Source organism: Chitinophagales bacterium, from assembly GCA_013816805.1.
In the GTDB taxonomy this organism is placed as follows: Bacteria; Bacteroidota; Bacteroidia; order Chitinophagales; family UBA10324; genus MGR-bin340.
The window spans coordinates 164,637-188,875 of sequence record JACDDS010000005.1; the positions used below are offsets into that span (position 1 = coordinate 164,637).

Here is a 24,239-nt window from a genome sequence, read left to right on the forward strand (position 1 = left end):
GATGATTATCTATAAAAATAGTTAATATTTTTTTCAACACAATTAAATTGAGAATGCGTTTGTCGTTTTGCGATTCGATAATTCTTACTAGAAATACCATTCACAAACAATTATTCCGCATATCACACAGACTGCATCCACCATTAACATAGTACCTATTGTATAGCGGGTATTCTTAACATTGACAGACCCGAAGTAAAGTGCTACTACATAAAAAGTGGTTTCAGCGGCTCCTTGAAACAGGCAGCTTAACCTGCCTGTTAATGTGTCGGGCCCATATGTTTTCATAGCATCGAGCATAAACCCCCGTGATCCGCCCGCACTAAACGGTCTCATAAGAGCAACTGGTATCGCATCTATAATTTGCTGATCAATGTACAGCAGTTTTAATAAGAAAGATACACCCTGCATTACAATATCCATCAGCCCTGAGTTTCGAAAAATGCTTAATGCTACCAGCATCGCTACCATATATGGAAGAACCCGGATGCCGGTTGTAAACCCATCTTTGGCACCGTAAATAAAAGAGTCAAAAATGTTTGTGTCTTTCTCTCTGAAAATTTTCTCATGCTTAAATGAATAGACAACAATAGCCAGTATAATAAAAAGCAAAACACCATTGCTTAAGTTTCCTGTAAAATGAAACTTACTGATACCATTTAATTGGCTGATAAAAAAAAGCAAGCCACCGATTACTACGCTGATAATTAATACCGCCCCTATTATTACTGGATTAATCAGGTTGATGCGCTGGCGCAGGCCTACAAAAAATAATGCTGCTATTGTTCCGGCAAAAGAAGTAATGATAGTAGGCAGCATAATGTCAGCAGGGTTTGCAGCATTCATTGCAGCGCGATATCCGATAATTGAAGAAGGAATTAATGTGAGGCCGGCAGCATGCAAGCACAGGAACATGATCTGGCTATTACTTGCCCGGTCCGGGATTTTATTAGTTTCCTGCATACTTTCCATTGCTTTTAACCCGAACGGTGTAGCTGCATTATCCAGGCCCAAAAAGTTTGCAGCGAAGTTCATGGTCATGTATCCATAGGCAGGATCGTTTTCCGGAAGATCCGGAAAAATTCTTCCAAAGAGAGGTGATAAGATACGAGCCATTTTTTCAGTTGCTTTTGAATCGCTCAATAAATTCATAAGCCCGCAAAAAAAAGTAAGGTAACCTATAAGCGGCAGCCAGATATCCAGTATGGTATTTTTGCAGGTTGTAAAAATGCCGTCTGATTTTTGGGTGCCTTCACTAACCTCAATTACTCCTGCATTCGAAAGACGGTATAAAAAATTACCTTTTAAAAATCCTGATTCATTTTTAGCTTTAATACTATCGAAGAATAGAGATTCGGTTAGTTTAAATTCCTGGGAATCCCGTTCAGCCACTATAACAGGTTCACCCTGCTTTCCATTAACAATGCCGGAAAGAGAATATATCTGACCGGTGAGTAAAAGAAAAAAGGCCCAGGCAATACTGCAAACAATAATAAATGTCCAAAACCTGCTTAATGCCATAAGTGCAATATCGGAGATTTTTTAAGTGAGAGTAAAATTTATAATAAATCATTCTATTTATGAACCCATATCTCTGGTTTTTAAAGTGGCCTTTTTAGGTACTCCTTAGGGTGAAAACAATTATCCGTGTATTGCTACCTTTATCTTAATATAAAATATAGAATTATTGAAAGGGATTAAGTGTGTATAGATATTATTTCTATGCCGAAATTATAGTCTTGCACAACGTGATTTTCATTTAATATGAAATTGATTTTAAAATCGAAGCATGTTTTAATGTTTTGCATTGCGGCCTACGCAGTTTCAAACTTTTACCAACAAGCCATTTGCGGCAGGGTCATGCAAACCATCACCTGGGATAAATTCGGGTATTATCTATACCTGCCTGCATTTTTTTATGATGACCCCGCCAGGATTAATCATTTAGACTACTTAGAGAAAACTTATAATACCGGCGGAAACTACCAGGCCATGAAAGCTCCGAATGGCAATTACATTATGAAGTACTCCTGCGGCCAGGCAATCATGTATCTGCCAGCTTTTACTTGTGCACATATAGCAGCCATATTTTTAAGTTATCCTGTTGATGGGCTTTCCCCTCCGTACCAGATAGCTATAGATATTGAAAGTGTACTGGCAGGAATTTTAGGATTGGTATTACTAAGAAAAATTCTCAGAAGGTTTTATCCGGATACCATTGTTGCTATAACCCTTATTGTTGTAGCACTTGCTTCCAACTATTACCAGTACGTTTGTTTTGACAGTGCATTTCAGCATATTTACCTCTTTGCACTTTATGCCATAATTATTTTGTTAACTATTGAATGGCACAAGCAACCTTCTTATTCAAAATCTATTTTTCTGGGTTTGTGCTGCGGCTTAGCGGTACTTACACGTCCTACAGAAATAGTGTGCGTACTCATTCCCGTGTTATATACAATACATTCCAGCAAATCCACATCCCATCGTTTTTCTGTCTTAATGGCAAACTGGAAAATGGTTTTTTTATTTTTTGTTACTGCATTTCTTGTTGGAAGTGTGCAACTGATATACTGGAAAAAGTACGCTGGTTCATGGCTGTATTTTAGCTATGGAGAAGGCCAGACTTTTTCGTGGCTGCATCCGCATGTGCTAAGTGTTCTTTTCAGCTATAAGGTAGGTTGGTTTATTTATACGCCGGTGATGATATTTGCTGTAATCGGTTTTATTACTCTTTACAAAAATCACCTGAATTTATTTTGGTGGGTATTGATTTTTATGGTTGCCTATTTTTATCCAGTAGCTGCCTGGGACAACTGGACGTATGGCGGCAGCTTTTCCATGCGTGCCATGATTGAATCTTACCCAATGCTCTCTTTCTCTATTGCATCTTTAATTGAATTTGTGTTTGAAATAAATATCCTCCTGTTCTTCACTTCCTTTTTTCTAGCAGGATGTATCTGGTTAAACGGCATGTTCTCTTACCAGTTCTACCTCTCCGACAAGGGTTTTTTTGGCGGAGAAACAACTTCGTTCAGATATTATTGGCGAATATTCGGCAAGACTACTATGAACAGAAATGATAAAAAACTTATGGATACAGATGAAGAGATGCCGGAAAAATACGAAAGTGAGCTAAAGGAAATTTATTTTAATGATTTAGAAAACGAGAATCTGCGAACAGATACTGTAAAAGCCTTTTCCGGAAAACATTCTATAATGCTTACTGAAACTAATCAATCTTCTCCGGATATAATGGTTCCAATTTCTTCAGCGCAACATGCCTGGTACCGGGTAAAGGCTAAAGTCTATGCCGAAGAAATGGAGTGGAATACCTGGATGCAAGCTCAAATGATTGTAAGTTTAAAAAATAATGATAAAGAGGTAAAATCAAAAATGATTCGTGTATACCGTATTATAGATCCAGGAAAGTGGGAAGATGTTTTTATTGATATTGATGGCTCTATTCCTAAACCTTATAATTTCTTGCAAGTTACATTCTGGAATGCAAACAGCGGGAAAACTATTTACATTGATGATTTGAGCGTTTCAGAATATAATAATGAAAAATAGATTATTTCAAAACAATTCCGGTTATCCAGAAAAAAACCCGCCGTCCTAAAGTTCTGGCGGGTGAAAGTGGAGCTGGAGGGATTTGAACCCTCGTCCAGACAAGGCCATCATAAGTTTTCTACATGCTTATTCTTTCGTTTATTTTCGAAGAGCGACAGGCGAAAGAAAGCCAATCATCTCTCTTATTTTCTATTTATATCTCGCAGTGAACAAGAAACCAGGTCACCACCAGCCCGACTTTATGATGTTCCGTTGCAGCTTGTCAGGCGCAATCCGCAGGGAACAAACAGCTGAATCCTACATTGAGGATTAGGCAGCCATTGCGTAATTAGAGTTGCCAACTATGGCGTCGGGAGTTAAAGATTAGTGAGCTTGGCTCCCAATGCTCAGCATGCTTGCTTACAAAGAACGATGCTGTCAATTCCGGTCAGCCCCGGTAAAAAGTTAGCTGCAATATTAAGCCTATTTAACGGAATAAGTTAACAGAAAATTTGCTACAGATTAAATAGAATACGAAGAATAATTTAAAGATAATACCATGAGATGGCTTCCTTTGATGTGAATTAACATTCTACATTTGCGTATATTCTATGAGCGAGTTTAAAATTGCCCTTATTCGCGAAGGTAAAACCCCCCCGGACAATCGCGTTGCCTTCAGCCCTGTGCAGTGCCAATGGTTAATGAATAAATACCCGGGTTTGGAAATTATGGTTCAGCCTTCTTCCTACAGATGTTTTAAAGACGAAGAATATGAGCAGGAAGGAATAAGAATAACAGAAGATATCTCTGACGCCGGTCTATTGATGGGTATTAAAGAAGTTCCTGCCGAATTCTTAATTCCCAATAAAAAATATTGCTTCTTTTCACACACTATTAAAAAACAGCCTCACAATCGCGAATTGCTCAAAGAGGTAATTAGAAAAAAAATACAGCTTATCGATTATGAATGTCTTACCTGGGAAAACAATGAGCGCATATTAGGCTTCGGTCATTTTGCCGGAGTGGTGGGAACTCATAACGCTTTTCTCACCTATGGAAAACGTTATAATCGCTTTAATTTAAAACCTGCCCACCTATGCGAAAGCTATAATGAATTGCTGGAACAGTATAAAAATGTAATGCTTCCTTCTATGAAGATTGCGGTTGCCGGTACAGGCCGTGTTGCAAAGGGAGTTTATGAGCTGCTGGAAAAATTAAACCTCAGGATGACTAGTGTCCAAAACTATCTAACTCAGGAATTTAATGAGCCCGTATACGTAGTTTTAAACTCTTCACAACTCTATGAAAGTAAAAATGGAAAACCCTTTAATAAAAATGAATTCCATCACCAACCTGAAAACTATGTATCCGCTTTTTTTCCTTTTTCAAAAGTGACCAACCTGTTTATAAATGCCATTTACTGGAACCCGAATGCTCCTGTCTTTTTTTCTAAAGCAGAAATGCGTCATCCTGATTTCAGAGTAAAAATAATAGCTGATATTACTTGTGATATCAATGGATCTGTTCCTGCTACCATTCGTGACTGCACGATTGAAAACCCGGTCTTTGGATATAATCCTTATTCCGAAAGAGAAGATGTTCCGCACCAGCCACAGGTAATTGATATAATGGCTGTAAGCAATTTGCCTAATGAATTACCGCGTGAATCCTCCGTTGAATTTGGTGATAAGCTTATTGAATATCTATTCGATGATCTGTTATTAAAAGAAAGTGAGATTATAGATCGGGCCACCATAGCGCGGAATGGTGCTTTAGCTGATAAATTCAGCTATCTGAGTGATTATATCAGTTAAGAATTCTCTTTCGAATCAGGAGCTGTTTTGTCTTTACTTTCCACTCATAATATGCCAAAAATAAAAATATGCTTTAGTGGAATGTTCTGTTTATCAATTGTTTTTTAGGGATGGAACGGAGTTTGTATTAATGGAAGCAAATAATTTTATTATGAAATCAGTGAGAATTTTTTTAATGATAATAGGTTTATCCGCAGGAGCAACCTTTATCAGTGAAAAGTCTTCAGCACAAGTAGCTGTTAGCTTCCAGGTTTTCTATGATCAGTTAAGTCCCTATGGCCAGTGGATCCAGAACCCTAACTACGGATATGTGTGGGTGCCGGGTGTTGGTTCCGGATTTACTCCATACTCTACCGATGGACATTGGGTGTTTACTAATTATGGATGGACATGGGTATCTGATTATCCGTGGGGCTGGGCGCCTTTTCACTACGGCAGATGGTATGCTGATCCTGTTTATGGATGGTTATGGGTACCTGCAAATGACTGGGGACCGGCTTGGGTGGTATGGAGAAGATCCCCTGGATATTTCGGATGGTCTCCTTTGGAGCCGGGAATAAATATAAATGTTGCCTTTGGTGGAGGTTACAGGATACCGCGTGAAAGATGGGTCTTTGTTCCTGACAGGTATATTAACAGCCCTGAGATCGGCAGGTATTATGCACCCCGCGATAAAAATGAAACTTTCATTCAAAATTCAACCGTTATAAATAAAACGTATGTGGACAATAGCACGCACGTTACGTATGTATCCGGGCCAGATAGAAATGACGTTCAAAGGGCAACCGGCAGAACTATACAGCCTGTTGCTGTTAAGGAGACGGATAAGCCCGGCCAACAATTAAGTAATGATCAGCTCAGAATTTATCGTCCACAAATTCAGAAATCAACTGGCAATCAAACTCCTGCTCCAAAAAAACTGGTTAACATCCAGGATGTAAAACCTGTTTCTGAAAGAGGTCAGAAGCAAGAAGGCAATAATGTAAATGACAACAGGCAATTGGAAAATGGTAAGAGTATTGATTATGGAAAAAACATAGATAATTCCACGCCGGTTAACAATGGAACAAATGATGACAGGGGAAAGAGTATAGATAATAGCAAGGAGATAAATAAGGAAAAGAATATTAATGAAGAACGAAATAATAACCCCCGCAATCCTCCTGATGCGGAAAAAAAGCAACTACCAGCTCCGCGCGAAAATTCAGCTCCTGCTACGTCGCCGTCAAATGGTAATAATGATCCCCGGACTCCAGTAAATAACAATCCCCGTCCGGTTATGCCATCTACCCAGGATCAAACTCCGGTCGCCTTGCCTCCATACAATAGTAACGAGGTGCGCCCTGATGGTGTAAATCAAAACGAAAATAATACAGTTATTGCCCCGGCAGATAATACCAGCAAGGCGCCTGTATTGCCACCTAAGCCTCTGACCCGAAAAGAAAAGAGAAGGGAAAAGCCAAAAAATAATCCTTAAAATTTAATTTTCAACCTTAAAAAATCTCTTCATCTGAGCAGATGAGGAGATTTTTTTTTTAGACTTCAATTATTTTTTCAAGATTTATAAGGTTGCGCCTTTATTGAAAACTTTTACCGGCATAGTCAACAGTAATAGATTCTCTATGTTTATTTACGTTCGAATAAAAAGTTAAAACTGTAGTTTATTTATGGCTGACAAAAACACTGTTTTGATTATTGGAGCGGGTGCCGCAGGTCTTACTGCGGCACGCGAGCTGTGCAGGAAGGGAAATAAGGTTACCATTTTAGAAGCCCGTAACCGTGCTGGTGGAAGAATAGAAACTGTGCAAAATGATACATTTTCCACTCCCACTGAATTAGGCGCAGAATTTATACATGGTGATTTGCCTTCTACAATGAGATTATTAAAAGAGGCGAATATTTCGTACTACCCTATAACAGGAAAAATATTTCAATCTAAGCAGGGGAAATTTGAGCGGCAAGATGACTTTATTGAAGACTGGAAGATGTTTGAAAAGAGCCTAAAGAAATTAAAGCGCGATATAACTGTATCAGATTTTCTTGAAAAATATTTAGATGAGGAAAAGCACAAGGCTCTAAAAAATTCAGTGCAGCGGTTTGTGGAAGGGTATGATGCCGCGGATATCAGCAGAGCCAGCACTTTTGCTTTGCGCGAGGAGTGGTTAAGCGATGATGATAATTCACAATACAGAGTGAAAGGTGGATATAAAAAAATTATTGATTTCCTTGCTAATGAAAGTCTTTCAGCCGGATGTACCATTCATTTTAGTTCTGTAGTAAAAACAATTAATTGGGAGCATGGCAAAGTTTCTATTGTAACAAGTAAAAATGAAGAATACACTGCGCGAAAAGTAATTATAACAGTTCCATTAGGAATTCTTCAGCAGAATATTTCTTCACCCGATGCCATCATTTTTAATCCTGAAGTGCCTAAAAAAATAAAGGCCGCCCGATCAATAGGATATGGCTCTGTAATTAAAATTCTATTGCAGTTCAGAACGATATTCTGGCAAGAAGATGACTTTAAAAAGCCCGCAGGTAAAAATTTAAAGGATATGGGTTTCCTTTTTTCAGATGCAACTATTCCTACCTGGTGGACACAGCTTCCTTTAAAATCACCTTTGCTTACTGGCTGGTTAGCGGGTCCGAATTCAGAAAAATATAAGGATTCGGAAGATAAAATAATTCTGGATCTGGCAATAGATTCACTCGCTTTTATCTTTATGGCAAACCGTGATAAGATTAAAGATAACCTTGAAGGATGGCAAGTAGCAAACTGGTTAGCTGATCCTTTTTCAAAAGGCGCTTACGCTTATGCAACCTTGAATACCAATAAAGCGAGGAAAGAACTTGTGAAGCCAGTTAAAAATACCTTATTTTTTGCAGGCGAAGCGCTCTATGAAGGAGCCGAAATAGGAACCGCAGAGGCTGCTTTTACAAGCGGATTAAACGTTGCGGAGCAAGTATTAAAGAAAAGAATTTAACGTCACAGAATTTATTTCTGGTCTCCAAACTTATAAGTCAAGCCAACTCCAAATCCCTCTTTAACCTGAGTTCTTGGGCCTGCTGTGCCTTTCTGTGATCCATCCTCATTATAGTCTTTAATAATTACATCATTATCGTAAATTATATTCGTAAAAAATGAAGCGGTAATCCATTTGTTCACTTTCATATTCAGATAGAGATCATAATTTATGTCTGTATTTTTTTGGTAAGAATTAAAAAGAGAGAGCTTGGTTGCAAGATTCACATTTTTCATAATATCTTTTTGCAAAGCGGCAGTAAACAGTGCACCAAATTCTGCACGGGATTTATCTCCGTGTGAAATAAGATTACCGTCCGAATCGTAAATTGCCGGATCGGTTCCATACAGGCTGGCACCGTGTATTACCAGATCAGCAACCTCCTGGTTCCATACAAAAGTAAATTTGGCCGTGGCAGGTGAAAGATAAAAGGAAAGATAGCTTACAGGTTTCCACTCCACACCGATAGAAGCAAGCACATAAGCAGGGGCCATAAAATCAGATGTAACCGTATCAAACGCTGGATTGTAACCGGGAGCAAACTGAGTTTGAAAATTGATCAGCCCGGTCAGGTATACATTTTTAGCTATCTCATGACCATATTTCGTTTGCAGCTCAAGGTGGTCGGTATTTTTTCTCAACTTCTTTTCATACTGCTGTTTAATAACTCCATAGTTTGCATTCAGGTAATTTTCCCATAGGTTTTTTCCACTCTTATAATTGATATATCCATTCGCAATAATGGTCAGCGCAAAGGAATTAACACCTCCGGCTGCCCAATGGCTAAAGGCCGATTGATTCAAAAGCAATGAACCAAATCCGCCTTTCTTCCAGGAAGTATCAACAGAGCTATTTTGAGAAAATGCAAATGCCGAAATGAAAACCAAAAGAAAAACACAGACAGCTAATTTTTTCATAAAATGATTTATTTCAAAAGTCAACCAATTATTTTTTTAAGAGATCCCGGATCTCCATAAGCAGCTTTTCTTCAGTAGAAGGCGCAGGCGGAACAGCTGCAGGAACTTCAGCCTGTTTTTTATGAATGGAATTCAGTGCTTTAATGATGATAAATAAGGCAAAACCGATTATCAAAAATTCAATAGTGGCCTGAATAAACATTCCCCAGTTTATGGTATTGGCAGGTGTTTTCACTGATCCGTCAGGGTTCAATACAGCGGCTTTCAGAACAACTTTCTGATCAGAAAAATTCATGCCACCGGTTATAAAACCGAGAACCGGCATTAAAATATCATTTACCAGGCTGTTGACAATTCTGCCAAAGGCAGCACCTATAATAATACCAACAGCTAAATCAATCACATTTCCCCTTAAAATAAATGCCCTGAATTCTTTTAACATATGTGGTTATATTTCGACAAATATACTAGTTATCAGATACTATTGAATTTATCTATGGCATGGGAATAATAAGATTTGCTATTCATACCTGAGCAGGCAATTCTTTAAATGCATGATCTCCTGCTGCAAATTTTCAACGCGCTTTAACAGATGTGTTATGGCTTCAATTCCTTCTATATTAATTGCCAGGTCGTAATGCAGCCGAACCATTTTCTCCAATTTTTTAAGCTCTTCCGCCGGAATAAAAATCGATCCGTCCTGCACCGTAGCCGTTATTAGTTCATATTTCTGCAAAGAAGTGATGAAGGAAAGATCAATTTGATGATTACTACAAAATTGATCTGCACGAATTAAATCTGTGGAAGACATGCTCTAACAATTTTATTATGATTTAGCTAATTCTACAAATAAGGCTTTTTGGTTTTCCGTTAAATTGGTAGGAATTTTTACGGAGTAGGTTATATATAAATCACCAAATTGTCCGTCTTTTTTATAGATGGGAAATCCCTTCCCTTTAAGCTTTATTTTTTCCCCGATTTGTGTTTCGGGCTTCACTCTCAATTTTACTTTTCCATCCAATGTATCTACAGTTATTTCACCACCCAGCACAGCCGTGTAAAGGTTCAGATCGACAGTAGTATAAAGATCATTCCCTGATCTTCTGAATTTTTGATCATTGGAAATTAAAAATTTGATATACAAGTCTCCACTGGGACCACCGTTTATTCCAGGCGCACCGTATCCGCTAATCCTGATTACCTGACCGTTTTCTATTCCTGCAGGAACTGTAATGCGAATGTTTTTTGCGTTTACTGTTAAAGTTTGCGAATGCGTTTTATAGGCGTCAACCAGGTTAAGCTGTACTTCCGCATTGTAATCCTGGCCCCTGAATTTTACCTGCCTGTTTCTGTTAGAATTACCAAACATGGACTCGAAAAAATCTGAAAAACCTCCCTCGTTTCCGCTATCTGCATAAGTATATTCACTCCTGTTTGCTGATTGCCTGTTTGATTGACGAGATTTTTCATATTGCTCAGCATGCTGCCAGTCACTGCCATACTCATCATACTTCTGTCGCTTGCCCGGGTCACTCAACACTTCATTAGCTTCATTTATCTCCTGAAACTTTTTCTTAGCGTCTTTATTATCAGCATTCAGATCGGGATGGAATTTTCTTGCAAGCTTTCTGTATGCACTCTTTATTTCTTCCGGCTTTGCATTCTTATCTACGCCTAAAGTTTTATAATAATCTATAAATGCCATTAATAAATTTTTAAAAATTACTTAATGCATAATTTTTTTGACAATTAAGTTATGGGTCACATTGCTTCAGATAGCAATTGCTTATGAATAGACATACCTGCAGCAATGCCTTCAGCACATGCTTCCGAAACCATCATAACATCCACCGTACTATCACCCGCCGAAAAGATGCCGCGAATGCTGGTTTCCTGTTTTTTATTTGTACAAACCACACCCTTCGGAGTAAGCTTACACTTCAGATTTACAGGAATATCACTGCGTAATCTTTTATGTGAATCGAAAAACAATACATCACATTTCACTTCTTGATTATTTTCTAAAATAATGGCTTGCAATAATTTTCCTTTTCCTTTCAGGGCTATAATTTTTTCCCTGAAACAGGTAATATTATTATTGTCAAGCAGCTGCTGGTATTCACCATTCAATTTTTTTCCTTCATAAAACAGTATTACCCTGTCACTCCAGCTCGTGAGTGCATATGCGTAGTTTACTCCCTTTTTGCCGGCACCAATTACGCCCACAATTTTTCCCTTCTGCTCATATCCATCGCAATAGGGACAATGTAATACAGAGGACCCGTAGAATTTTTTAATTTCAGGAATAGAAGGCAGAATGTCCCTTACTCCTGTTGCAAGAAGTATTTTACTCGCGGTGTATTTTTTCATTAAGGCATCTTCAATTTCAAAAAATTGTGGTCCCTGTATTACCCGTGTGGCTTTAGCGTATTGGATCTTTACATCATATTTCATTACATCTTTCTGAAGCTGCTTCAGATAAACAGCGGGTTTTATACCATCAAAACCAGGCAGGGCATGAATGCCTGAAGAAGCTGCATTCCGGTAATCCTGAGAGTCCAAAACCATCACTTTTCTTCTGCAACGCGCCAAAATTAATGCTGCGCTTAAACCTGCCGGGCCTCCTCCAATTATAATTACATCCCACTCAGCTTGTTTCCCTTTCATAGTATGTTCTAATGGCAGGCGAAGTTAAATAGAATAAGAGTTCAAAGATGGATTTTGATGCATATTCACCCGGGGGATTCCTTAATAATAAACAAGCCCCACAACTGAAAATCAAATTATGGCTGCTAACCATACATAAAGCAAGAAGCACTGCAGATAATCAGCAGTGCTTCTTAAAAAAAGAGATAAAATTATTGTTTATTAAACGTAATGGTATAGGTATAGTTGATTCCGTTAGTAACCTCAGAATAAGAAGCTTTTAATGTGTTATCATCTAATTGAATTATAGAATAACTGGTGGTGTTATCTAAGGTTAAAACGGTTTCATCGCTGTTAAATGACCAAACTCCGGTAGTGGTTTGAGGATCGATTTGATTACATTTTAATCCATCTTCATCTATTGTATAAGTCTTATTAGTGCTGAAAGTGTAAATATCATCTTTGTTGCAATCTGCAAGCTGCGAATAAAAATCTGTGATTACAGTGCCATTTACATCAATACCCGGACTTACAGTTAAGGCAACAACCTTCCATGATTTATTGGTTAACCTCTCGGTATTGGATACCTTATCTTTTTTACAACCTACAGAAAAAATGATAAGGAGGACAAAAAGAAAAGGCGAGATGCTGTTTAAGGTAAATTTTGATTTCATGTGAGCAGTCTTTAATAATTGTTTAGGAGTGAATTTTGGTTAAAAAGTCGTCAAAGGTATAATAATATGATTTTAGAATAAAAAAAACTTCTTCTTTTTATTTAGAGCTATACGATAATGTTTATTCTTTCTATAGGTATTTTTCATCGTTAAAAGGATAATATTCTACAGCATGTTGCTGAATAATAATATTTTGAAAAACAGGAAAAACCGGACAGTTGAAACCTTTAAAATTACCACATGGGAAAATCGAGATTGGAAGCATTCAGTGATGGCGTACTTGCTATTATAATTACAATAATGGTGTTGGAAATGAAAGTGCCGCATACGGGAGATCTTGCTTCCCTGAAACCGGTAGTGCCGGTATTTATCAGTTACATATTAAGCTTTATCAATATCGGGATTTACTGGAACAATCACCACCATATGCTCCATGCCGCTGATCAGGTAAATGGCAAGGTATTATGGGCAAACACTCACTTGCTCTTCTGGCTTTCACTGATACCCTTTGTTTCAGGATGGATGGGTGAAAACCATTTTACTATGTGGCCTGTTGCTCTATATGGCGTAATATTATTTATGGCCGGTATAGCTTATTATATACTGGCACATTCGCTTATAGATCTTCATGGAAAAACTTCAACGCTAGCAACGGCTATAGGTAAGGATCGCAAAGGAATTGTATCGGTAGTAATCTATGGTATAGGCATCCCTCTTTCTTTTATAAATGCATGGATTGGCCTGGGGCTCTATGCTTTGGTAGCTGCTATTTGGTTGATCCCGGACCGCAGGATTGAAAAGAAATTGCTCCATGAAAGGGAAAACAGGGAGTGAAATTTCCATGATCACGGGTAATACACCGAACCAAATTGATTATCACAATAGCATTGTTCTGCTATCTAAAGTTGGCATAATAATATTAGCTCTTGTTTTCACGGGATCAAGTTTGCAGTTTTGCCTGCCAATGTTTAGTATGGATCTATTATAGTACAGCACCTGTTCTACCATTCATTCAGTCTACCTAAAATGAAAGTTTTGAAATGAAAAAAATTATTTTGCTGATAGAGAAAAAGTTTGAGGTTTTTACCGAAAGGATTTCGTTCTTCCTGGGGCATCCGCTTTGTTTCTTTGCCGCTATTGTAATTGTAGTGGCATGGATAAGCATCGATTTTATGCAATCGAGCTCTCTTCACAGCCTCATCAACGATCTTATTTTTTCATTTACGTTTTTAATGGTATTCATACTTCAAAAAATGCAGAATAAGTTTTCGACCGTAATCAATATTAAGCTCAATGAACTGGTTGCCTCACATGAAAATGCAAGCAACAGGCTAATAAAAGCGGAAGACATGACGGAGACGGAGCTGCGCAAACTGGCATCTTACTATGAAAAGCTTTCTTCCACGTTAGGTAAAGCGGAACCTCTTAGTGCAGCCAGCAGCATAGAGCATGTGATAGAGGAAATGGGAGAGGAAATAGAGGAGCTGGAAGAGGCAAAAAAAGAAGTTCTTGAAAAGGAGAAAAAGTAATCTATTTTGGTATCAGAAAGTTGTCTCCTTTTACTTTTATGTTTAGTTTAAAAAATGCATCCCTTGCAGGCTTATTAATCGCCATTGTTGCGCTGGCAGTGCTTATAACCTGTAAATTAATTTTGGCAGATGGTATCGTTGCAATAGTAGTGCAGGCGATCGCTGTATTGTTAATGATCTGGGCTCGTTTGACTTTTGGTTTTCGGAGCTTTCACGCTTCTGCTGATCCAACTTCAGGAGGTTTAGTAACAACCGGACCTTATAAATATCTCAGGCATCCGATTTATGCCGCGGTCATCTATTTTACCTGTGCCGGAATTTCATCTCACTTGTCTATTCTTAGCGTAATGATGGGAATTGCAGTAGTTGCTGGTCTAAGTATCAGGATGGTTGCGGAAGAGCAATTGGTAGCGAAACAATATCCGGATTATAAAAGCTATTCCGCTAAAACTAAAAGAGTTATTCCTTTTATTCTCTGAATTTTTTTAAAAGTTATCGCTTGGATACATCAGAAAATCAAAATATCATTTTCCCAAAAGGTGAAAGAGCACCCGCAGATTATTTTAACGGCATTGCATGGGTGAATATATTGGTTTCAAAAGATGAAACGGGAACCTACGCAGTGGGCAATGTCTTATTCGAGCCCGGTAGCAGAAATAACTGGCATACTCATGCTACAGGGCAAATTCTCCTTATAACCGATGGCAAAGGCTGGTACCAGGAAAGGAATAAGCCGGCCAGGTCACTTGCTAAAGGCGACGTGGTAGTCATTCCTTCAAAAGTTGAACACTGGCATGGTGCAACGCGCGACAGCAGTTTCACCCATATTATTATAACCAATAACAGTGCAGAAGGCGCAGTGAAATGGCTGGACCCGGTAAGAGATGAAGAATATAATAACCTTAAATAAATAGTTATAAAAAACATTATTTACACTCTTTTTATAACGGTAAATAGTACCCTGCTGATAGCTTCATACTTGTTTCAATCAGGAAGGAAGACAAGCCACCTTAACCAGCTTTCCAAAGTCCGTAATGGTATGTATGGCATATTTTGTACCCACCGCTTGACTACATCACCGGGTGCCAATGAAGCAGATCAGTAATTAACTAAAAAAATCAACCACAAAAGGTTTGGAGGTCTGCCAACCGTTCATCAGATTTGAGGTGCTATGTCCCGCCAGCTAATTCAGCAGTATTATACCAAGCTCGATAAGATCATTCAGTATGGAGGCATACGCAATGAAACTGCCATCCGCGGTGCGTTTCACGATCTTTTAAATCATTATGCGGAGAAGAGAAATCTGCTGGTGGTGGAAGAATGTCCGGTGCAGGGAACGAAAGGAAAAAATGTAATTCCCGATGGTGTTTTAAAAAATGCTTTCCGTCTCGACCTTGGCATCTGGGAAAGCAAGGATGAAGCGGATACACTCAACGATGAGATCGATAAGAAGCACAAAAGAGGTTATCCTTTTTATAATGCATTGTTCGAAGACAGCCGCACAGCGGTGCTCTTTCAATATGGAGAAAAAGTTCGGGAAGCAAATATCCGCGAGCCGGACGAGCTTGATAAGCTTCTTGACACCTTCCTCAATTACCGGAATGAATACATAGCAGATTTTGAGAAGGCGCTGGAACAATTCCGACACGACATCCCTACGATTGTAGAAACCCTGCGTGAAAAGATTGATACAGCCAGCAAGCTGAATAAAAATTTCCTTGCTGCACAAACTTCTTTTCTGGAACTCTGTAAAGCAGAGATCAATCCTGACATCACACTTGCGGACATCCGTGAGATGATGATCCAGCACATTCTAACGAGCGACATCTTCAACAAAGTTTTTGACGATCCCGGCTTTCACAGCCATAACACGATTGCTGCCGAGCTGGAAAAACTTACCGGCATTTTGTTTTCTTATTCTGAAAAGAAGAACCTGCTGATGAGCATCGAGCATTACTACGATGCCATCAACTCTGCCGCGGCGAGCATCACCGACCATCACGAGAAGCAGAAGTTTTTGAAATCGCTCTATGAAAATTTCTACAAAGTCTATAATCCCAAAGCGGCTGATCGTCTCGGCGTGGTGTACACGCCCAATGAGATTGTGAAGTTCATGATCGAGAGCACTGACTATTTGCTCAACAGGCATTTCGGAAAAACACTCGCTGATAAAAACGTGGAGATACTCGATCCTGCTACAGGCACGGGCACCTTCATCTGCGACATCATCGAGCACATACCCAAGCAGCAGCTGCTATACAAATACAAGAATGAGCTGCACGCCAATGAAGTGGCCATTCTTCCTTACTATATCAGCAATCTCAACATCGAGTACACCTTTAAGCAGAAAATGGGCATGTACGAGGAGTTCACCAATCTCTGTTTTGTTGATACGCTCGACAACACGGCAGCCCTTGCGTATGCAGGCAAGCAACATTCGATGTTTGGACTGAGCAGTGAAAACACCAACCGCATCAAGCGCCAGAATGGAAAAAAAATTTCAGTCATCATCGGCAATCCGCCTTACAATGCCAATCAGAAAAATGAAAATGAGAATAACAAGAACCGCGAGTATCCTGACATTGACAAGCGAATAAAAAATACCTACATCGAAAATAGCACAGCGCAGAAGACCAAGATGTATGACATGTATGCTCGCTTTTATCGATGGGCTATGGATCGGATTGATCAAAATGGAGTTATTGCCTTTATAAGTAACCGAGGCTTTATTGATAAGCGTGGATATGATGGATTCAGAAAAGCTATTCAAGAGGATTTCGAAGCAGCTTATATTATTGATACAAAGAGTGACGTAAATGATAATCCTAAAATTGCTGGTACAACTCACAATGTCTTTGGAATTAGAACGGGCGTAGCGATAATGTTTTTAGTAAAAAGAGTAAGTAAAAAAGCTACTTGTACTATCAACTACATAAGCTTAAGTGATGAAGCAAGGAAAGAAGAAAAGTGGCAGTGGTTTCATGATAATCGAATAGAAAATCTTCCATTTGAAAGAATTTCTCCGGACAAGAGCAACAACTGGGTAAACATTGCTGAGAACAATTGGGACGAAATGATTCCAATTTGCTCAAAGGAAGTAAAGACAGGGAAGAGTAAGCAAGCGATATTTGATTTCTATTCACTTGGCGTTGTAACAGCGCGCGATGAATGGGTTTATGACTTTAATGAAACGACTTTAGAAAGAAAAATTAGATTTCTAATCGACTCATACAACAAAGATGTTGCGCGCCATTATGGAAAGATAGAAAAGGGAAAAGTCAAAGACGTGGTTGACTACTCAATAAAATGGACTCGAGCGATAAAGAATGATTTAATAAAAGGCAAGAGATACAAGATTGATAATGAAAAAATCATTGACTCGAACTACCGACCCTTTGTAAAGATGAAAATGTATTTCAGCCGAGAACTTAATGAAATGCAGAATCGAGTTCGAGAAATTTTGCCAGCAGGAACAGGGGATAATTTTTTTATTGCGTTAATGGGAAATGACTCTCCCAAACCATTCATAGTTTTTTCTGCAGACAAAATTTTTGATTACAACGGATTAAGTCCTGCGGCAAATGGGACGAAGTGTCTTCCTCTCTACCGCTACGATTTCACCGGCAACCGAATAGAAAACGTCACCGATTGGGGCTTGGAGCAATTTAGAGAACATTATCTCAACCATGATTCAAATGATTTAAGGATTAACATGATTAAGAATAAACAAAATCAGGGTAGTCATGAAAATCCAATAAATCATGGTTCAGACATGATTAAGAATAAAGACAATCAGGGTGATCATGGAAATCCAATGAATCATGGTTCAGACAGCATCACAAAAGAATCCATCTTCCATTACTGCTATGCCGTGCTTCACAATCCTGCTTACAGAAAAAAGTATGAGCTCAATCTCAAGCGCGAGTTTCCGCGCATTCCTTTTTACGATGACTTCTGGAAATGGAGTGCATGGGGAAAGCAGTTGATGGACCTGCACATCAACTATGAAACAACAACGCCTTATCCCCTGAAAGAAATCACAAGTGACACGAAAGCGGAGCAAAAGAAAAAAGTAAAAGAGCTTTTTGCTAAAGTGGAAGAACCGCAATCGCTCTACGCGCATAAGCCTAAAATAAAAGTGAAGCTGAAAGCCGATAAAGAATCAGGCACGATTGAGATTGATGAACTCACAATTCTCACAGGTATTCCAAAAGAAGCCTGGGAATACAAGCTCGGCAACCGCACGGCCCTCGAATGGATTCTCGATCAGTACAAAGAGAAAAAAACAAAAGACCCAACCATCGCTGAGAAGTTCAACACGTATCGCTTCGCTGATTATAAGGAAAAGGTGATTGAGTTGCTAAAAAGAGTTTGTACTGTTAGTGTGGAGACAGTGAAGATTATTGCAAAAATGTCTGAACCATGATTTGAAGGATGAAAAGATTACCATGATTAAAAAAGACTGAAGGTTGGACACATGCTGGTAAAAAAATCAAGTAATCCTCTAATCCTTTCCATTAAGGTTCAGACAATGATTGAAAAGAATTGAAGTAGTATCTTGATTAAAAAATAAATAATCATGAAATATGAAGACTTAACCCGAAGATTATTCGAGCGGCAATGAAAGTTCATTCTTCATTGGGAAATGGTTTTCAGGAGGTTATTTATCAGCGGGCAATGGAAATTGAAATGCCCTTTGAGGAACTTCAATTCGAGCGGGAGAAAGAAATACCGATCTATTACCGAGATATTCAAATAGTTACACGCCGTGTGGATTTTTTTGTAGAGGGTTTAATTATGGTTGAATTGAAAGCGCTAACTCATCTGGAAGATGTTCACCTGGCACAGGCAATGAATTATCTTGAAGCATATCAAATGGAAATTGGTTTACTGATAAATTTCGGAGCAAAAAGTCTCGACTTTAAGCGGGTACACAACAACAAGCTAATCAACTCATCCTCTAATCCATTCAATCAAGGTTCAGACAAAGGAGAGTTACTACGGTAAGGATAGAGCATGTGAAATTGTCCAGAAGATGATAAATAAAACAAATGAAGTCGTGAAAGCCGACATCTTTATTTGAAACTAAACCTGCTACTTGGGACTGCGCGGTATTGACAAGTCAAATATTCGGAGGCGCTGGGGCGGTTCTGTTCCATTTAAACAGAACAGTCCAAAGGATTTTATATCTCACTACATCGCTTAGACCATTGAGAATTTGTATTTGTAAAGAATGGAATAATGTATGATAACTTTCAGCTACACAGTTAGGTATCACTACAAACGGAATCCTTATAAAGCGGAACGCTATCAATATGAAATTCGCGATTGTACGTTCAAGAGAGCGATAATTCAGCAAGAAGAACTGCTTGAAAACATGTCTAAGAAATACAAGCAGAAGATCAGAAAAGTGTTACCTGAAACACAACAAGAAGGAATTTACGAATTCAAGCAATATAATCGCTTATCGTGTAAGCCCAACGGATATGTGAGAACAATAATGGGCTGGGTAATTTCCGATACTTACAGCGACGCCTACTTAAGTATATGCTACCATTACGATCCATTGATGGAACATGTGTAGATTTTTTCTGATAACCTTCCCCGTATTTTCAATAAAAATTTTCCAATTAGATGGTTCTTCTCCTCGCCCAAAACATAACTTAAATTTTATAAAATACTATTTATAACAGACCTAACAACTATAAGGATTTTATTCTGCACCTGAATTTGACAACTTAAGAAGTATGGATTGTACGATTATGTTAAAATTTTACAGCACTTGCTTCTTTTCACAGGTATTTGAGCGAAATATTTTTACATTGATATACCTTTTTCAGCACTTCTTCTGGTTTTCCAGCGTCGTACCGGAGCACATCGGGGACACCATCTACCATTAATAATAGCGTTAGGCTTTGCCAGCCATTCATGGTTTTGTTCACATTTCCATCGGAGTTTGGTTTTGTTATTTGTATACGTTGAGGATAGACAAAGACCACCTCTTTTTTTTGCCAGATCCTGCATATCATGTATGGTATGCTTCTTCTTGCCTGCGCAGTATGGGCACCAGGATTGGTTAAAAATGATATTTACCGGTTTCGCTTCCCACGTATGCCCGTTCCTGCATTGCCATTTCAGCGGAGTATGTGCTCGGCTATACTTTAAAGAGAGACAAACGCCGCCCCTGTCTTTAGCAACGCGCTGCATTTCAGCGATAGAATGATTATGTCTTCCGGCACAATAGGGGCACCATGTTCCTCTCTTAACGGCAATGGGTATAGCATCCCAGATATGACCGTCTTCGCATTGCCAAGTGATTTTGGTGTCGTTGGTTACAAATACTGATGACAGTAGTTTTCCTCCTCTTTGCCTCGCAATCTCCTGATATACCTTAATATCAGTTCTGCGTTTGTCTGCCGCAACCCGATCAGCACATCGTTTGCACCACCTACCCTTCTGTATTTGCTTCGGAGTTGTGCTCCAGTAGTGTCCCCGTTCGCATTTAAAGTGTAACTTGGTTGTGAAGGTTATATAACGGTTTGACAGGCAAGTTCCGCCCCTGCTTTCCGCAACGGCTTTTAAGTATTGTAATTTTTCCTGCTTCCACTCGTCTTTAGCGCATTGACTACACCAACCACCTTGCCTTACAATTTCAAAGGTTCTTAAAAAAACATGTCCGTTTTCGCATCTCCACGTGAGTGCTGTTGTTGGATTAACATATTCCTGGCTCAGACATTTTCCACCTAAGGCCTGAGCATAGAATTTCATATCACTAATATCATAGAGATGTGCCATTATCAGAATCCTTTTCTAATTCTTTATCAGGCTTCGTGCTTTTCTTAACGTGGGTTTCATTTTGCTTGTTCACTCTGGATTTTTCTATTTCCTTATGCGAGCTAGAAACCTATTGTATATTGATTATCACGCTCTAAAGTCTAGGTAATTTTATCGGCAGTTCGGGAAGGTATTTAGCCATTATGTAATCACTGTTAAAACCTTCAGTAAATCTTATCGTCCCGCTCCATGATTAGAATGTTTCTTCGCGTGTGTTCAAGATAAGCATAAATAGAATTTAAGTCCATGGAGAATATTTTTCTTATCAGCCTGAGAAAAAACGTATTCTCCCTTCATCACGTAACCTTTGCAGTGTTGTTTTGCTTTTGATGCGGAGTTTTCCATTGCCTCGGAAGCTGAAACCCAGCGATCTTCTTTGATCTCGTGTTTTTCTTTGAGCATTATTATCTAAATTAAGTTTCGTGAGGCGAAGAGAATTGAGAAATCCTCATTGAGTGTGGATGATACAAGACGAGGGTTTGTAATAGTTATCCTTTATCCTAACGTGGTACCATTGTGGTACCCAAATAAAAAAAAGCCGAACATTTCTATCCGGCTTTCCTCTCTGTTGCGGAGGCAGGACTCGAACCTGCGTCCGCCTCTGGCGGATATGAGCACATCCCTGAATATTTAATCTTGGTATTTCTTCCGTATTAATGAGTGAATAAATTCCCGCCCAACACCCGATTTTAAAAATTTTTCTCTTTGCATTGCGTGCTTTTTATTGTCATATTCTTCTGTTATTAAAACTTCCCATGGTCTATATCTTATCGCCCAATCTTTGGTGCCCAGTTCATTATGTGATTTTAGTCTTGCCATTAAATCTGAAGTGAAACCTGTATAGGTTTTGTGATACTGCCTCGAAAAAAGAACATATACTGTAAACACAATCCACAATAAAAAATCCTTCGGGAAAATCGAAGGATTTTGTTGCGGAGGCAGGACTCGAACCTGCGACCTTTGGGTTATGAGCCCAACGAGCTACCGCTGCTCCACTCCGCGATATAAGGGTGCAAAGGTAAGGTGAAAGTTTCAGTTTGCAACCGTTTGATAATATTTTATGTGTTAAGTATCTCTCTTGCAATTACCATCTTCTGGATCTCTGAGGTGCCCTCCCCTATTGTACACAGTTTGGAATCACGGTAAAATTTTTCTACCGGAAAGTCTTTGGTATAGCCATAGCCACCAAAAATTTGCACGGCATCGTTTGCAATTTTAACGCAGATTTCAGAGGCATAATATTTTGCCATGGCTGCTTCCTTGGTCATTTTTTCACCGCGGTTTTTTAAATCAGCGGCATGATGGGTAAGCAATTCGGCCGCATTGATCTGCGTAACCATATCTGCAAGCTTGAAGCTGATGCCCTGGAAGTTTGAAATAGGCTGATCGAACTGGTAACGCTCTTTCGAATATTTTAAAGATGCCTCATAAGCTCCCATGGCGATGCCCAGTGCCAGGGAGGCGATGGATATCCTGCCTCCGTCCAGTACTTTCATAGCCTGCCTGAAGCCTTCCCCTGTTTTACCAAGCATATTTTCCTTTGGCACCCGCACATTATCAAAAATTACCTCCGCCGTTTCAGAGGCACGCATTCCCAGCTTATTCTCTTTTTTTCCACCCTGCAGACCCGGTGTTCCCCGTTCTACCACAAAGGCAGTGCTGTTATTTGATGTTCTCGGCTCACCGGTTCTTGCAATTACCACGTATACATCACCGGATCTTCCATGAGTGATCCAGGACTTGGTTCCATTAATTATCCAGTCATCACCATCTGGCCGGGCAGTACATTTCATATTTCCGGCATCACTTCCCGTATTTGGTTCCGTTAATGCCCATGCTCCCAGTGCTTCTCCCGATGCAAGACGCGGAAGGTATTTAGTTTTTTGTTCTGCATTCCCGAACGTTAATATATGACCGGTGCAAAGTGAATTATGCGCAGCCAGCGACAGACCGATGGATCCGCACACCTTTGATACTTCCGAAATAACAGTAATATACTCATGGTATCCCAATCCCGCACCTCCATATTCCTCCGGCACCAGAACTCCCATAAGGCCTGTTTCACCAAACTTCATAAAAAGCTCTCTTGGAAAAGTCTGGGCTTCATCCCATTCCATCAAATGAGGCCTTATCTCTTTCTCACAAAAATCACGCACAGTTTGTCCAATCATCAATTGACTATCGTTCAGTTCAAAGCTTATACCTGGTGCTGCTGCAGCTTCATGCATATTAAAGTTTTTTTCAAAAATAAAAAGAATCCTTTAGAGGTGCAGGGTTATAGTTCAATATATGGAATAATCTTATAGTATAAATCATCAGAAACTGCATCTACATTTTTCAGCTGCTCAAGTGAGGTAAAAGCTCCATGCTCCTGGCGATAGCTCACAATGGTATTGGCAACCGGATATTTAAAATAGGGGTGTTTCTTAAGCATGTCAAGGGTCGCGGTGTTAATGTTGATTTTTTCCACTATAGAAGTGTCAACCATTATGCGCCCTTTTATCTCTTCAAATGTTTCCGGCAACAATCCGTACACTTCCAGTAATTGAGCACTGCTGTAAAAGCCGCCTATCCTGTTTCTGTATTTTATAATGCGGGAAGAAAGTACGGATCCAATGCCAGGGAGCAAATCCAGCTGTAATGAATCTGCCGTATTCAGATCAAGTAAAGTTGTTTTTGTGAAGGTCTTTACAGATTTAATTTCGGAAGTAAATACTTTATTGGCGCCCGGAGTAATATCAGCAGTTCTATTTCTGTTTGGTATTTGAATATAAGGACTTAGTGACTCATATACTTCATTGCTTAATCCATAAATTTTTTTTAGATCCTCTTTCCTGAAAAATTTACCTCCTTTGGAACGATACTTTAATATGGTTCCTATTACCCTGTTATCTAGTCCTAATTTCTTAAAATTTTCTGCGGAAAGAGTATTTGGATCAAAGAAAAAAAATACCGCATTTGCACTTTTTTCATTTTTGAATGCCGGTTTGCGATCCGGTTCGAGAGCCGTCTCCCGTGATGAATTATACTGTTCTTTTGATTCTTCAGCTAATACTTTTTTTTCAAAAGAATCTATTTGATTTTTGAATGGTGTAAAGTCAGGGGCCTTTTCACGATAAAATAAAATTGCCACCTGTGGAAAAAAAATTATAAGAAGAATTGCAACCAATAAAATGATAAGCCCGTTCCGTTCCCAGCGGGTAAACATGAGATATTCCCGTGCAAATTTCTTCCACATACAATGCCTCCT

The 24,239-nt window shown here is 39.1% G+C and carries 24 protein-coding genes, 1 tRNA gene and 1 other RNA gene; 12 read left to right on the forward strand and 14 right to left on the reverse strand.

The window, feature by feature from the left end:
* Positions 1-87: 87 nt before the first annotated feature.
* Positions 88-1,521 carry a spore maturation protein gene (locus H0W62_05805; GenBank protein MBA3648054.1) on the reverse strand — a complete coding sequence of 478 codons (1,434 nt, stop codon included), beginning with the start codon at positions 1,519-1,521 and terminating at the stop codon, positions 88-90.
* A gap of 243 nt (positions 1,522-1,764) precedes the next feature.
* Here H0W62_05805 and H0W62_05810 point away from each other — a divergent pair, with 243 nt between their 5' ends.
* A complete protein-coding gene (locus H0W62_05810; protein ID MBA3648055.1) occupies positions 1,765-3,573 on the forward strand; it encodes a glycosyltransferase family 39 protein in 1,809 nt (602 codons plus the stop codon).
* Positions 3,574-3,637: 64 nt separating this feature from the next.
* Here H0W62_05810 and ssrA read toward each other — a convergent pair.
* Positions 3,638-4,008, reverse strand: a transfer-messenger RNA (tmRNA) gene (gene ssrA / locus H0W62_05815).
* A gap of 155 nt (positions 4,009-4,163) precedes the next feature.
* Between ssrA and H0W62_05820 the strand changes: the two genes are divergently transcribed.
* The 3 genes from H0W62_05820 (at position 4,164) to H0W62_05830 (ending at position 8,350) form a co-directional block, all read left to right on the forward strand.
* Positions 4,164-5,366 carry an alanine dehydrogenase gene (locus H0W62_05820; GenBank protein MBA3648056.1) on the forward strand — a complete coding sequence of 401 codons (1,203 nt, stop codon included), beginning with the start codon at positions 4,164-4,166 and terminating at the stop codon, positions 5,364-5,366.
* Positions 5,367-5,442: 76 nt separating this feature from the next.
* On the forward strand, positions 5,443-6,843 hold the full coding sequence (locus H0W62_05825) for a hypothetical protein (GenBank protein MBA3648057.1): 1,401 nt from the start codon (positions 5,443-5,445) through the stop codon (positions 6,841-6,843).
* Between the two features lie 190 nt (positions 6,844-7,033).
* On the forward strand, positions 7,034-8,350 hold the full coding sequence (locus H0W62_05830) for an FAD-dependent oxidoreductase (protein MBA3648058.1): 1,317 nt from the start codon (positions 7,034-7,036) through the stop codon (positions 8,348-8,350).
* Between the two features lie 11 nt (positions 8,351-8,361).
* Here the strand turns inward: H0W62_05830 and H0W62_05835 are convergent, their stop codons facing one another.
* From H0W62_05835 to H0W62_05860, 6 genes are all read right to left on the reverse strand, one after another.
* Positions 8,362-9,306 (reverse strand): DUF3078 domain-containing protein, encoded by a 945-nt coding sequence (locus tag H0W62_05835; GenBank protein ID MBA3648059.1) that lies wholly within the window; start codon positions 9,304-9,306, stop codon positions 8,362-8,364.
* A gap of 28 nt (positions 9,307-9,334) precedes the next feature.
* Entirely contained in the window at positions 9,335-9,748 is a 414-nt protein-coding gene (mscL, locus tag H0W62_05840; GenBank protein MBA3648060.1) for a large-conductance mechanosensitive channel protein MscL, read from the reverse strand.
* Positions 9,749-9,826: 78 nt separating this feature from the next.
* A complete protein-coding gene (locus tag H0W62_05845; protein ID MBA3648061.1) occupies positions 9,827-10,117 on the reverse strand; it encodes a chaperone modulator CbpM in 291 nt (96 codons plus the stop codon).
* Between the two features lie 15 nt (positions 10,118-10,132).
* Entirely contained in the window at positions 10,133-11,011 is an 879-nt protein-coding gene (locus H0W62_05850; GenBank protein ID MBA3648062.1) for a J domain-containing protein, read from the reverse strand.
* A 56-nt stretch (positions 11,012-11,067) separates the two neighbouring features.
* The gene (locus H0W62_05855) at positions 11,068-11,973 is read right to left on the reverse strand and encodes an NAD(P)/FAD-dependent oxidoreductase (GenBank protein ID MBA3648063.1); all 906 of its coding nucleotides are present in this window, start codon (positions 11,971-11,973) and stop codon (positions 11,068-11,070) included.
* Between the two features lie 191 nt (positions 11,974-12,164).
* The gene (locus H0W62_05860) at positions 12,165-12,626 is read right to left on the reverse strand and encodes a DUF5004 domain-containing protein (GenBank protein ID MBA3648064.1); all 462 of its coding nucleotides are present in this window, start codon (positions 12,624-12,626) and stop codon (positions 12,165-12,167) included.
* Between the two features lie 240 nt (positions 12,627-12,866).
* On the opposite strand from H0W62_05860, the gene H0W62_05865 reads away from it, so the two are divergent.
* From H0W62_05865 to H0W62_05895, 7 genes are all read left to right on the forward strand, one after another.
* On the forward strand, positions 12,867-13,460 hold the full coding sequence (locus H0W62_05865) for a DUF1211 domain-containing protein (protein ID MBA3648065.1): 594 nt from the start codon (positions 12,867-12,869) through the stop codon (positions 13,458-13,460).
* Between the two features lie 206 nt (positions 13,461-13,666).
* On the forward strand, positions 13,667-14,155 hold the full coding sequence (locus tag H0W62_05870) for a low affinity iron permease family protein (protein MBA3648066.1): 489 nt from the start codon (positions 13,667-13,669) through the stop codon (positions 14,153-14,155).
* A gap of 38 nt (positions 14,156-14,193) precedes the next feature.
* Entirely contained in the window at positions 14,194-14,634 is a 441-nt protein-coding gene (locus tag H0W62_05875) for an isoprenylcysteine carboxylmethyltransferase family protein (protein MBA3648067.1), read from the forward strand.
* 20 nt (positions 14,635-14,654) lie between these two features.
* A complete protein-coding gene (locus H0W62_05880) occupies positions 14,655-15,065 on the forward strand; it encodes a cupin domain-containing protein (GenBank protein ID MBA3648068.1) in 411 nt (136 codons plus the stop codon).
* A gap of 261 nt (positions 15,066-15,326) precedes the next feature.
* A complete protein-coding gene (locus H0W62_05885; GenBank protein ID MBA3648069.1) occupies positions 15,327-18,581 on the forward strand; it encodes an N-6 DNA methylase in 3,255 nt (1,084 codons plus the stop codon).
* A 194-nt stretch (positions 18,582-18,775) separates the two neighbouring features.
* Positions 18,776-19,162, forward strand: a complete 387-nt coding sequence (locus tag H0W62_05890; GenBank protein ID MBA3648070.1) for a GxxExxY protein — start codon at positions 18,776-18,778, stop codon at positions 19,160-19,162.
* 370 nt (positions 19,163-19,532) lie between these two features.
* Positions 19,533-19,739, forward strand: a complete 207-nt coding sequence (locus H0W62_05895) for a hypothetical protein (protein MBA3648071.1) — start codon at positions 19,533-19,535, stop codon at positions 19,737-19,739.
* A gap of 233 nt (positions 19,740-19,972) precedes the next feature.
* Here the strand turns inward: H0W62_05895 and H0W62_05900 are convergent, their stop codons facing one another.
* Together H0W62_05900 and H0W62_05905 are read right to left on the reverse strand one after the other, a co-directional pair.
* The gene (locus H0W62_05900; protein ID MBA3648072.1) at positions 19,973-20,950 is read right to left on the reverse strand and encodes a hypothetical protein; all 978 of its coding nucleotides are present in this window, start codon (positions 20,948-20,950) and stop codon (positions 19,973-19,975) included.
* 255 nt (positions 20,951-21,205) lie between these two features.
* A complete protein-coding gene (locus H0W62_05905) occupies positions 21,206-21,391 on the reverse strand; it encodes a hypothetical protein (protein ID MBA3648073.1) in 186 nt (61 codons plus the stop codon).
* A 55-nt stretch (positions 21,392-21,446) separates the two neighbouring features.
* Between H0W62_05905 and H0W62_05910 the strand changes: the two genes are divergently transcribed.
* Entirely contained in the window at positions 21,447-21,623 is a 177-nt protein-coding gene (locus H0W62_05910) for a hypothetical protein (protein ID MBA3648074.1), read from the forward strand.
* On the opposite strand, the gene H0W62_05915 is transcribed toward H0W62_05910, so the two are convergent.
* The 4 genes from H0W62_05915 to H0W62_05930 form a co-directional block, all read right to left on the reverse strand.
* On the reverse strand, positions 21,620-21,877 hold the full coding sequence (locus H0W62_05915) for a GIY-YIG nuclease family protein (GenBank protein ID MBA3648075.1): 258 nt from the start codon (positions 21,875-21,877) through the stop codon (positions 21,620-21,622). The two genes, H0W62_05910 and H0W62_05915, sit on opposite strands and share 4 nt — an antisense overlap.
* 42 nt (positions 21,878-21,919) lie before the next feature.
* Positions 21,920-21,991: transfer RNA gene (locus H0W62_05920), tRNA-Met, on the reverse strand.
* 56 nt (positions 21,992-22,047) lie between these two features.
* Positions 22,048-23,217 (reverse strand): acyl-CoA dehydrogenase, encoded by a 1,170-nt coding sequence (locus H0W62_05925; GenBank protein ID MBA3648076.1) that lies wholly within the window; start codon positions 23,215-23,217, stop codon positions 22,048-22,050.
* 47 nt (positions 23,218-23,264) lie between these two features.
* Positions 23,265-24,227 carry a helix-hairpin-helix domain-containing protein gene (locus H0W62_05930; protein MBA3648077.1) on the reverse strand — a complete coding sequence of 321 codons (963 nt, stop codon included), beginning with the start codon at positions 24,225-24,227 and terminating at the stop codon, positions 23,265-23,267.
* Positions 24,228-24,239: the final 12 nt, after the last annotated feature.